Raw genomic sequence first — 11,523 nt, 5'->3', positions numbered from 1 at the left:
GAACGCTGGCTTGACCTTCTTGCGTAGGTCAGCAACGCGAGTGACGTCGACTTCCTGGACGTGGGTGAGCTGGGCCGTGGTCTGCAGCGACTCCACCATCTTGGTCGCGGTGATCTCGCGGATGCGGTTGACCTTCTAAATGATGCCGATGAGCTCTGCCTTCTCCGGATCCACGGACTTGGTGGACCAGTTGGAGCGTGCGCCCTTCGGTGCAGCCTTCTGCTCAGACTTCGGAGCGTCTGCGGATTCTGCAGCTGCAGAATCGCCCTTGGCCGCAGCCAGAACATCCTGCTTGCGGATGCGGCCACCGACACCGGTGCCCTCGACGGAGTTCAGGTCTACGCCATGCTTGTCAGCCAGCTTGCGGACCAGCGGGGTGACATAAGGAACGTTGCCGGAGTTGTTGACCTTCTCAGAGGAAGCAGCCTGCTTTGGCTCCTCCTTCTTCTCAGCCTTCTTGTCGGACGCGTCAGCGTCCTCTTCCTTGGCAGGTGCCTCAGCCTTTTCTTCGGCCTTCTCCTTCTTGTTGGACTTGTCCTTCTTTTCGTCCTTTTCGTCCTTTTGATCGGACGCGCCAGCGTCCGCCGCGTCTGCGTCACCGATGCGTGCGATGACTTCGCCAACTTCGACGGTGTCGTCTTCCTCGGCGAGGATTTCTACGAGGGTGCCTGCGACTGGGGAGGGGATTTCGGTGTCAACCTTGTCGGTGGAGACCTCAAGCAGTGGCTCGTCAACCTCGACTTCGTCGCCGACTTCCTTCAGCCACGTGGTGATGGTGCCCTCGGTGACGGATTCGCCAAGTTCTGGCATCTCAACATCAGTTGCAGAACCGGAACCGCCGGACTTCTTTGGCTCGTGCTTGGCAGCCTCGTCGACGGTGTCGTTCTCGTCCTTGGACTCGGCTTCCTCAATGGCTTCCTCGGAAGGAACGTCGCGGTCCTCTTCCTTCTCGTCCTTTTGATCGGACGCGCCAGCGTCCGCGTCGCCGATGCGGGCGATGACTTCGCCAACCTCGACGGTGTCGTCTTCCTCGGCGAGGATTTCTACGAGGGTGCCTGCGACTGGGGATGGGATTTCGGTGTCGACCTTGTCGGTGGAGACCTCAAGCAGTGGCTCGTCAACCTCGACTTCGTCGCCGACTTCCTTCAGCCAGGTGGTGATGGTGCCCTCGGTGACGGATTCGCCGAGTTCAGGCATCTCAACATCGGTAGCGGAACCGGAGCCGCCCGACTTCTTCTTAGGCTCCTCGTCCTTCTTTTCTTCGGACTCTTCGGACTCGTCAGCATCGTCAGAAGCATCTTCCTCCGCAGCCTTGTCATCCTTGCCGGAGTCGGCGTCTTCGCCCTCTTCGCCAACAATTGCGATGACCTCGCCGACCTCGACGGTGTCATCTTCTTCTGCCTTGATTTCCAACAGCACGCCCGCGACAGGGGACGGAATCTCGGTGTCGACCTTGTCGGTAGAGACCTCGAGCAAAGGTTCGTCGACCTCGACCGTATCGCCGACTTCCTTCAGCCACGTGGTGATTGTGCCTTCGGTGACGGATTCGCCCAGCTCGGGCATCTCAACAGAGTGCGCCATGTTTTGAGTCTCCTCGAAAATTAGTTAAACGGAAGCTTTATGTGTCCAGCGTACCTGTTGGCAAAACTTTGTGGGCATAAACCGGGGATAGTTGGGGCGGATTAAAACTACCCCCATACCTAAGTATGATGGTTAACTGTGTTTAACCTTTTCGGACGAAAAAAGAACTCGTCACCCCTGCGCCCACCCCGTGCCCCGGGCGAAACAATCCGCCCCGAGGACAGTAGGTACCTCGCCGAGTGGGTTAAGGGCCGCGGCTTCGTCGAGGGCTTCATTGAACCAGAAACTGTGGTTAACGAAATGTCCATCGTGCTTGTCGACGAAAACGGTGACCACACCAGGCGGCGCATCGGTGGGCCCAAAGGTATCGACGCCGTAGCGAAACTGTTAAACATTCCGATCTATGACGTGGAAGAAACCGGCTACCCGGACCGGATGCGCCGCAAAATGGAGCAAGAACGTATCTTGCGCAAGCGTGCAGAACAGCGGGAACGCCGCGCAAAATTCGAGCGCGGCGAAAATCCAAACTAACTAGCTACACAAGGCTGCGCAGCACGTTGACGACGGAACGCACACCGTAACCGGTAGCGCGCTTTGGCGTGTAGCCGTGCGCGCTGCCACCGTTGAATGCTGGGCCAGCAATGTCAACGTGGGCCCACTCGATGCCCTCGCCGACGAAGGCCTCAATGTAGCGGCCAGCTACCAACATCCCCGCGAAACGAGAGTTGTGGGAGTTGCGCACGTCCGCGATCGGGGACTTCAGGTCTTCCGCAGTCTCCTCAGGAAGTGGCATCGCCCATGCTGGCTCGCCGGCGTCACGAGCAGTCTGAGCCACGCGGTCGCGGAATTCATCAGAGCCCATCACACCTGCAGTGCGCGCGCCCAAAGCCACCAGCTGGGCGCCGGTGAGGGTAGATGCTTCGATCAGGAAGTCCGGCTTTTCTTCGGAAGCGCGTGCCAGGGCATCGGCAAGCACAACACGGCCCTCCGCATCGGTGTTGATGATCTCGGAAGTCTTTCCACCGTAGTGGGTGATCACATCACCTGGGCGGGTGGCCCCACCGGAAGGCATGTTCTCTGCCATGGACAACCACGTGTCCACTTGTACCGGAAGATCCAGGCGTGCCGCTGCGATCGTGGCCCCCAGCATCATGGCGGAGCCACCCATATCGGAGATCATGTCTTCCATCTTCGAGCCCGGCTTCAGCGAGATGCCGCCGGTATCAAAGGTGATGCCCTTTCCGACGAGCGCGACCTTCTTCTTCGCACGGCGTGGCGCCCAAGACAGGTGTACAAGGCGTGGCGGGCGGACAGAGCCCTTGCCCACAGCGATCAAGCCGCCGAAGCCGCCCTTCTCCAGAGCCTTCTCATCCAAGACATCGACCTTCAGCCCGGCTTCCTTGCCGACGGACTGAACCAGTTCGGCGTAGACCTCAGGGTAGAGGTGGTTGGCAGGCGTGTTCACTAGGTCGCGGGCCAGATTCACCGACTCGCACACGATCTGTGCAGCCACGAACTCGTCCTTGGCCGACTTCTCAGCCACCACCGTGATGGTGACCGGCTTGTCATCCTTGGCCTTCTTATCCTTCTTGCTATCAACAGACTTAAAGCCGCCGTAGGAGTAACCGCCCAGCAGCAGGCCCTCGACGATGGGAGTCACACCGAACTCGGTGGAAATGACAGCCTCGCGAACGCCCTTGAGGGAACGGCCAAGAACGCCAGCACCGCGGCGCACGGCGTCGTCGTCAAGCTCCTCTGCATCTCCCAGACCGAAAGCAATCACCAGTTGATCGTCGTGAAGCACGCGCGTGACTTCGCCGTGCTTACCGGTAGCGCCGACGCGCTCCAGCGCCTCAAGCAGGCCTTTCGGAACCAACGCGGTAACCGGTACCTCTAAAGTATCGCCCTTGGTGACGGGGATGAGGAGGGCCTCCGGCTTCTTCGGTGCCTTCGTGGCGAACCCGAGGGTAAGGGTGGTTCCGGTGACAGGGAGAGTAAAGCTCATGGAAAATCCTTTCTTTTTCGCTTCAGACGGAAAAACTCGTCGTACCTACGAGCATATCGACAACCGCTGAACAGGCGCGAGTATGTTGGAGGGCATGACGTCTCTTGAATTTAAGGTCACGAAGACCGACAATCCCACGACCGGCAAGGAACTCGAAGAGATCCTTGCGAACCCGCAATTCGGTAAAAAATTCACCGATCACATGATCACCATCGACTGGACCGAGGAGAAGGGCTGGCATGACGCCCAGCTGCGTCCTTATGAATCCATCCCGATGGATCCGGCGACCACCGTGTTCCACTACGGTCAGGCCATCTTCGAAGGGCTGAAGGCCTACCGGCAGCCGGACGGAACCATCGCCACCTTCCGCCCTGAATCAAACGCGGAGCGCATGCAGGATTCCGCGCGCCGGATGGCTATGCCGGAGCTGCCCACCGAGGTCTTCCTAGAAGCGCTGCGTTTGCTTGTCGACGCCGACCAGGCCTGGGTGCCCGCAGCCGGGGGAGAGGCCAGCCTCTACCTGCGCCCCTTCATGATCTCCACGGAGGTTTCCCTTGGAGTAGCGCCAGCGGATTCCTACCGTTTCTTCGTCATCGCATCGCCGTCGGGGGCTTATTTCAAGGGCGGGCTGAAGCCGGTCAGCGTGTGGCTGTCGGAGGACTACACCCGCGCCGCCCCAGGTGGTACCGGTGCCGCGAAGTTTGCCGGCAACTATGCTGCCTCCCTGCTGGCGCAGGCACAGGCGGAGGAGAAGGGCTGCGACCAAGTGGTGTGGCTCGACGGTATCGAGCATAACTACATCGAAGAGATGGGCGGCATGAATCTCATGTTCGTCTACGGCTCCGGCGATGACGCCAAGGTAGTCACCCCGGCTTTGTCGGGCTCTCTGCTCCCAGGCATCACCCGCGACTCTTTGCTGCAGGTGGCACGTGACTTGGGTTACGAGACGGAGGAGCGCCGCATCCACAAGCAGGAATGGGCTGACGATGCCCGCTCCGGCGCGATGAGCGAAGCCATGGCCTGCGGTACCGCAGCAGTGATCACTCCGGTCGGCCGCGTCCTGAGCAACCACGGCGAATTCCAGGTAAATAACAATGAGCCTGGAGAAATCACCATGGCGATGCGCGAGCGACTGACCGGCATTCAGCACGGTGAAATCGAGGACACCCACGGTTGGGTGTACCCGCTGGTCAAATAGCACGCTTTCCGACGACCCCCCGAGGACACCCCCTCAAGAGACTTTCACACCAACCCCGCGGCCACCCATACCGCGGGGTTAGTCGTCGTGCACGCCTAGTTCGTCAGAGATGAGTTGAGCAGCCGAGTTCAGCAGGGGCAGCGCAGCGAGTGCGCCCGCACCTTGACCCGTCGACATATCTAACGCGATCAGGGGAGTCAGGTCGAGGGCCTGCAGGCTGATCAGGTGGCACGGTTCAGGGGAGAGTTGGCCAGCGATGAGCCAGTCCTTGCTTCCTGGGGCCATCCGTTCTGCCACGTATGCGGCAACGGCGGGGTACGCGCCGTCGATAAGCACTGGTGTGCGTCGGACCGCTGCCTGCGCAATCAACCCGACGAGGGCGACGAAGCACGGCGCGGAGATAGCAGTGAGAACGGCGGGGAGATCATCGCGGAACGCACGGACCCGGAACATGGCATCTCGGATCACAGCGACCTTGGTTTTCCACGCTTCGTCGTTAATGCCGGAACCTGGGCCGACTGCGACGACCGGCTCGGTGCGTGTAAGCGCCCCAAAGACGGCGGCGGCGACGGTGGTATTGCCCACCCCAAGGTCAGCCGGGATGAGCAAATCTGCGCCAGCATCAAGTTCCTGATCAGCTAGGCGCATGCCGATCTCGATTGCGCGCTGGAACTGCTCCGATGTCATCGCATCTTCCACATCAATCGCGCCACTAGAGCGAGTCACCCGCTCTTCACCCCATGCTTCACGATCAAGGGAGATATCGACCAGCCGGACCGCCGCACCAGCCGCGCGCGCCATCGTGTGGACCGGCCCACCGCCGGCTTGAATCTCCTCGGCCTGGGCCACAGAAGCTTCCTGCGGGTAGGCGGAAATACCTCGCGCGGCAATACCGTGGTCGCCTGCAACCACGATGGTGCGGGCCTGCTCGAAAGGGGAGGGGCTGTCATTGCCCTGGCATGCGGCAATCCAGGCCGCTGCGTCGCGCAGGCGCCCAAAGGATGCGCCGCGGGGAGTGGACGCAACAGCGGTAGAGACCTGGGACCGAATGGCCTCATTAGGGCTGGTGACAGCGTCAAACACCTGAGCTCACTCTCCAAAACGTGGTGGGGTTGATTGAACTACCATACAAGCTTAGACGGTCGCGCCGATTTCAACCTGAGGCTTCGGTGTACGCCACTTCCGCGGCTGGGATGCGCGCGAGTAGGCGTACATGCCGGTGCCGAACCCAATGTTCGTCGCGTTCGGGAACTTCTCCCGCGTGGCCTTGTTCGCAGACTTGCCGATGTAGAGGCCTTCACCAAACAGCGCCAGAATCAGCAGCATCGAACCGCCAGTGACAAAGACCGACAGGGCAGGGAACCAAGAGCTTAACACCATTACGATCAGCAGCGTGATCATCAACGGCATCGCCCAGTTGGTGAAGAAACGGCGTGAGTCCACCCAGTCTCGGATATAACGGCGTTCTTCGCCGCGGTCGCGTTCCAGCAAGAACCGCTCATCGCCCTCGTTCATGCGGCGCTGGATCTCGCGGTTCTGTTCCCGGTTCTCTTCGCGATTCTTCTTCTTATATTCGCGCCACTCTTCCTTCGTCATGGACTTCTTCAGTTCCTTATGACGCTGCGCGGCCTCCGCCGAGCTGAGCGCGTTAGGGTCGCGAACTACGCCGCGGGCAATTTCCTGATCGCGGCGCTTCGGCGTGGGCTTACCCTTCGGCGGGGTGTAGCCCTTTGGCAGGGGACGCTCGTCGCTTGTCGACGATGTTACCTCCGCCGAATTGTCTGGTTTTTCCGAGTCGCCCAAGCCCATCGCGGTGCTACCGGATCTCGAGTCATCTGATTTCTGCCAGGGAAGTTTCACGTCTTCTAGGCTACAAGGCGGGCGTGAATTTCGGGAATACGGGTCGTATCATAGGCGTTATGCTCGGTAAGGCCCTACCGCTTCTTCTCGAAGGGGTGTACTGTGTACTGCAAACATGGGGTTTAACCCGGGCCAGACCGACTTAAACCAAGGTTTATTTTTAAGGAGACCATAATGACCGCACCTACCTCCTCCACCGGTGTCATCCTCAGTGACGAAGCTGCTGCGAAGGCAAAAGCCCTGCTTGACCAGGAAGGTCGTGACGATCTCTCCCTCCGCATCGCTGTCCAGCCTGGTGGCTGCGCTGGCCTGCGCTACCAGCTCTACTTCGATGACCGCGAGCTGGATGGCGATAAGGAAGACTTCGTCGGCGGCGTCCGCCTGGTGGTCGATAAGATGAGCGTTCCTTACCTCGCCGGTGCAACCATCGATTTCTCGGACACCATTGAGGCACAGGGCTTTACCATCGATAACCCAAACGCTGGTGGCTCCTGCGCTTGCGGAGACTCCTTCAACTAAAGCCACCATTTTCTAATATCCCGCCCACGGTTTCCCATAGTGGAGACGTGAGGCGGGATGTTTTCGTTCATGCCCACTTAAAGGCCTAGCAGAGAAAAGTTATGCAGCAGGTTTATGATTTTGCCCGCGAGCGCGGGATCAGCAATTTCGACGAGTTCATGGATATCGACACCACACGCATCCGCAGCTACCGCACCATCATGCCCGATAAGCTGCTCTACTCCGAGGTCTATGATCCCGCAGTTGGATTCGGCTTCGCCCTGAGTTTCCCGCAGGCTACTCAAAGTTTCACTCGCACCGTCGACGGCCCGGAGGATCTCACCGGGCTTTGGGGCAGGAAGCAACGCTCCCAGCTGACGGGATTGCTACGCGATTCCTGGGAAGTGCATAATGCGGAAGATTTTTACTCCGCCTTCGACCACATCTCATCTGGTGCAGACCCATCTGCCGCGGAGCTCGGCGAGAGGGCACAAGCCGGCGTCGACACGCTTCCCGACGGGCAATTATTACTGCCACCACGCGTACCGAACTCGCTAGTCGCGTGGGATCTGCGCCGCCTGGCCACTCTGGCCTACATCGGCTGCTCGCTTGAGTGGGTCAGCGTGGAACAAATGTCGAAAGTGTTGGCCGATATCGCGCGGTCTGCCCGCCGCGAATACGCGAACTGGCGCGAGTTCAATGAGGCCTACCACGTGGCGTTGGCCCTGCACTCGCAGGGCTCGCACGCCGCGTGGATGGACTTGCTCTACATGAACTACTTCGAGCGCGTGCCAGAATCGCCCTGGCTACGCCTCGAGTTTTAGAGGTCGACCGGGTAATCCTTGTGCTCGATCTGTGGGTCGATCCGCTTTTCGACGAAGATCCCGTGCCACACCATGAAGGCCAGGACAGTCCAGAGGCGACGGGAGTGATCGGAGACCCCATCTCGGTGTTCCTTGAGCATCTCCAAAACCTCAGGCTTGTTGAAGATGTCGTCAGTGCCGGACTCCTTAATGGTGTCCTGCGCCCAACCGAATAGTTCATCGCCGGCTAACCAGTGGCGCATTGGCACTGGGAAACCGAGCTTCTTGCGGTTCAGTACGTGTGCTGGGACGATCTGCTCAAGTGCTCGTCGTAAAGCGTACTTCGTTGTACCGTTGGCAATCTTGAGCTCATGCGGGATAGTCTGGGCGACCTCGAAGACCTCCTTGTCCAGGAACGGCACGCGCAGTTCGAGAGAGTTGGCCATATTGATCTTGTCGGCCTTGACCAGGATGTCGCCGCGCATCCATGTGAACAGATCCAGGTGCTGCATGCGCGCCACAGGATCCATGCCGGCGGCCTCCGAAGCGGCATAAATGGGAGCCGTGACCTCGCGGTGGTCCCACTCGCGCTTCGCCCACGGCAGCACGCGCTGCAGCTGCTCCCAATTGAAGTTGCGGGCATTACCGTAGTAGCGGGTTTCCATCTTCTGGCTACCGCGCTCCAGCAAGGACTTGCCCTTCATGCCGTCAGGCAAGATTCGCGAGAGTTGGCTCAGGCCCTTCCGCAGCGGATCTGGCACCTTATCGAAAGGCGCGAGCGACAGTGGCTCCTTATAAATGGTGTAGCCGCCGAAGAGTTCGTCGGCGCCTTCACCGGACAGCACTACCTTGACGTGCTTGCGGGCCTCTTGGGCTACGAAGAAGAGGGGGACCAGTGAAGGATCAGCGACGGGATCATCGAGGTACCACATAATCTTCGGGATCGCGTCCGCGTATTCTTCCGGCGAGACAATCTTGACGATGTGCTCCGCCCCGATCGCCTCAGCAGATTCCGCCGCGACGTCGACCTCTGAGTAACCTTCCCGCTCAAATCCGGTTGTGAAAGTAAGCAGGTTTGGGTTGTGTTTCTTCGCCAGCGCGGCGATGGCAGTCGAGTCAATGCCGCCGGAGAGGAATGAGCCCACGGTGACATCAGCGCGCATGTGCTTCTCGACGGAATCATCGAGTACTCGAGCAATCCGGTCAAAGAGTGCTTGCTCCGAACTCTTCGGGACCGGGGTGGTCTGGAACTGAGGCTTGAAGTAGCGCACAGCGTTCACTTCTTCGCCAGCCTTCAATGTCACGTGGCAGCCAGACTCCACGCGGCGAATCTCCTTGTTAAGAGATTCTGGCTCTGGAACATACTGCAGGTCGACATAGTGCTCGATTGCGCGCTTATCAAGGTCCAGGCCTAGACCGATCGCGTCAGCCATCTCGAGGATCGACTTCTTCTCAGAGGCAAAGACCGTGCCAGCCTCGGTAGTGGCGTAGTAGAGCGGCTTGATGCCAAACTGGTCACGAGCCGCGAACAAAGTCTGGGTCTCCGTATCCCAAATCAGGAAGGCGAACATGCCGCGCAGGTGGTTGACTACGTCCGCGCCCCAGTGGTGATAGCCCACGACGATGGTTTCAGAGTCGCCGGAGGTCTTGAATTCGTAGCCCGCCGCCTGGAGCTGAGCGCGCAATTCGACGAAGTTATAGATTTCGCCGTTGAACACCAAAGTATAACGCTCAGGTGCGTCTACGGGACCCCATTGGAGTGGTTGATGGGAGTGGGCCAGGTCGATGATTGCAAGGCGATTGAAGCCAAATACAACGGCATCATCGTGCCACGTACCCGCGCCATCAGGGCCGCGGTGGCGCATGCAGGGCAACCCCTGCTCGACGGCGTCGACAAAGTCGGCTGCGTTACCGCGACTGGTCAGCATTCCTAGTAGACCGCACATAGTGTAAAGATCGCTCCTATATATAAGGCATAGAACGGCGGGGAAGCGCCCCGAGTTCCAAGTTCACTAGAGCAGTCTACGCGCATACGGGAAGGGAAGAGGTTACGAAGGGGTCGCGTCCTCAAGACTTATGGAAATACCTTCCTCCGCGCCTCGAATCGGTGGTCGGACACTGAGCGGAAACGTTGGTGCGGGGGCACATAAACAGGTGGGATCCGCGAGACCAAAAATTACAGCTTCCCACTTCCACCTTTAGCTGGTCCCCAATTGGGGGCCAACTTTAGGTGTAGGAAAAAACTGCCGAATATGTCGCAGATCACGCGAGACGGCAGGTGGTGATCACGTTTGCGGGGGTAGAGGTGCCACTGCCTGTAGTTTGATGCCGACAGCATAATCCCCGTTCAGGTATCGAAAGTTTGATCTTTCCCGACGAATTAAAGGCGGGCGCTCAGTGAACTATTCTATGTATGTAGTAATACTCGAATGCTGTTCGAGACTTTTGTTGTGTGGACAGGAAGGCAGACACACGTGGAAATGCGAAACAATCGTGGCTTCGCGCGCAAGTTCGGCGCCGTCAGTGCAATCGCGCTCAGCGGTCTTGCGCTGGCGGGTTGTGATGTGGCGGCCCCGGACGCCATCACTAATCTTGTGAGAATGGGCTGGCCAGACCCCATCACCCCTGAGGGGCAAAGCATGTTTAACTTCTGGATCTGGGTTTGGGTGACCGCCTGGGTTATCGGCATCATTATGTGGAGCATCTTCCTCGTGTCGATTTTCCGCTGGAACCGCAAGCGCCGTGAGAAGCAGGGCGCGGGTGAATTCCCGAAGCAGCTGCAGTACAACATTCCACTCGAGCTGGTGCTGACTATCGCGCCAATCGTCATTGTGATGGTGCTGTTCTTCTTCACCGTCCAGACTCAGCAAAAGGTCATCGCGAAGGATAAGAACCCTGAGGTTATCGTCGATGTCACCGCGTTCCAGTGGAACTGGAAGTTTGGCTACGCGAACGTTGCTGGCGAGCTCTCCGGAACTGGCCAGGATTACGTCGGCACCGATGAGGAGCGTCAGGCGGCAGCGGACGAGACTCGATTCGATGCAGATGGTGTTGCTAACCCGAACCCAATCCACGGGCAGTCCAAGGGTGACCAGTCTTACCTGAACTTCAACCAGATCGAGACCATCGGTTCAACCGAGGAAGTTCCAGTTCTGGTTCTGCCGGTTGATACTCCGATTGAGTTCCGTCTGGCTTCGGGTGACGTTTCCCACGCGTTCTGGGTTCCAGAGTTCCTGTTCAAGCGTGACGCTTATGCCCACCCTGAGGTTAACCAGCAGGAGCGTAGCTTCCAGGTTGAGTCGATTGATGAGACCGGCGCATTCGTTGGTCGTTGTGCAGAGATGTGCGGTACCTACCACGCCATGATGAACTTTGAGTTGCGTGTTGTTGAGCGTGACCAGTTCAACCAGTACATGCAGTTCCGTCAGGACAACCCTGAGGCACCGAACTCCGAGGCACTGGCAGCGATCGGTGAGGCACCATATGCAACGTCGACCCACCCATTCGTTTCCGAGCGCGACGGTACTCGCGACGAGAATAACTACGTCGACAACAACGCGCGAGTTTAAGAAGGGCTA

At 59.0% G+C, this 11,523-nt stretch carries 9 protein-coding genes and 1 pseudogene; 5 read left to right on the top strand and 5 right to left on the bottom strand.

Annotated features, from left to right (window positions below; all coding sequences use genetic code 11):
• Nucleotides 1-1,581 (bottom strand): annotated as a pseudogene (locus ACHFGA_RS03740) (biotin/lipoyl-containing protein); the annotation flags it as partial.
• Nucleotides 1,582-1,719: 138 nt separating this feature from the next.
• Here ACHFGA_RS03740 and ACHFGA_RS03735 point away from each other — a divergent pair.
• A complete protein-coding gene (locus tag ACHFGA_RS03735; RefSeq protein WP_394281082.1) occupies nt 1,720-2,112 on the top strand; it encodes an oxidoreductase in 393 nt (130 codons plus the stop codon).
• 4 nt (nt 2,113-2,116) lie between these two features.
• Here ACHFGA_RS03735 and ACHFGA_RS03730 read toward each other — a convergent pair whose 3' ends face one another.
• A complete protein-coding gene (locus tag ACHFGA_RS03730) occupies nt 2,117-3,586 on the bottom strand; it encodes a leucyl aminopeptidase (RefSeq protein WP_394281081.1) in 1,470 nt (489 codons plus the stop codon).
• A gap of 94 nt (nt 3,587-3,680) precedes the next feature.
• Here ACHFGA_RS03730 and ACHFGA_RS03725 point away from each other — a divergent pair, with 94 nt between their 5' ends.
• Nucleotides 3,681-4,784, top strand: a complete 1,104-nt coding sequence (locus ACHFGA_RS03725; protein ID WP_394281080.1) for a branched-chain amino acid aminotransferase — start codon at nt 3,681-3,683, stop codon at nt 4,782-4,784.
• A 78-nt stretch (nt 4,785-4,862) separates the two neighbouring features.
• Here ACHFGA_RS03725 and ACHFGA_RS03720 read toward each other — a convergent pair whose 3' ends face one another.
• Nucleotides 4,863-5,867: a nicotinate-nucleotide--dimethylbenzimidazole phosphoribosyltransferase gene (locus ACHFGA_RS03720; RefSeq protein ID WP_394281079.1), complete on the bottom strand. Its 1,005-nt coding sequence runs from the start codon at nt 5,865-5,867 to the stop codon at nt 4,863-4,865.
• Nucleotides 5,868-5,918: 51 nt separating this feature from the next.
• Nucleotides 5,919-6,644 carry a DUF3043 domain-containing protein gene (locus ACHFGA_RS03715; RefSeq protein WP_394281078.1) on the bottom strand — a complete coding sequence of 242 codons (726 nt, stop codon included), beginning with the start codon at nt 6,642-6,644 and terminating at the stop codon, nt 5,919-5,921.
• A 174-nt stretch (nt 6,645-6,818) separates the two neighbouring features.
• Here ACHFGA_RS03715 and ACHFGA_RS03710 point away from each other — a divergent pair, with 174 nt between their 5' ends.
• Together ACHFGA_RS03710 and ACHFGA_RS03705 are read left to right on the top strand one after the other, a co-directional pair.
• The gene (locus ACHFGA_RS03710; RefSeq protein WP_018580645.1) at nt 6,819-7,163 is read left to right on the top strand and encodes an iron-sulfur cluster assembly accessory protein; all 345 of its coding nucleotides are present in this window, start codon (nt 6,819-6,821) and stop codon (nt 7,161-7,163) included.
• A gap of 101 nt (nt 7,164-7,264) precedes the next feature.
• On the top strand, nt 7,265-7,966 hold the full coding sequence (locus tag ACHFGA_RS03705; RefSeq protein ID WP_394281077.1) for a DUF1266 domain-containing protein: 702 nt from the start codon (nt 7,265-7,267) through the stop codon (nt 7,964-7,966).
• Here ACHFGA_RS03705 and asnB read toward each other — a convergent pair.
• A complete protein-coding gene (gene asnB, locus ACHFGA_RS03700; RefSeq protein WP_394281076.1) occupies nt 7,963-9,891 on the bottom strand; it encodes an asparagine synthase (glutamine-hydrolyzing) in 1,929 nt (642 codons plus the stop codon). The genes ACHFGA_RS03705 and asnB overlap by 4 nt on opposite strands.
• Nucleotides 9,892-10,419: 528 nt before the next feature.
• Here asnB and ACHFGA_RS03695 point away from each other — a divergent pair.
• Nucleotides 10,420-11,514 carry a cytochrome c oxidase subunit II gene (locus ACHFGA_RS03695; RefSeq protein ID WP_394281075.1) on the top strand — a complete coding sequence of 365 codons (1,095 nt, stop codon included), beginning with the start codon at nt 10,420-10,422 and terminating at the stop codon, nt 11,512-11,514.
• Nucleotides 11,515-11,523 lie beyond the last annotated feature (9 nt).

The sequence above is a fragment of the Corynebacterium sp. genome (assembly GCF_043426755.1).
Classification (GTDB): Bacteria; Actinomycetota; Actinomycetes; order Mycobacteriales; family Mycobacteriaceae; genus Corynebacterium.
This window is presented reverse-complemented; position numbering and strand designations above follow the sequence as displayed.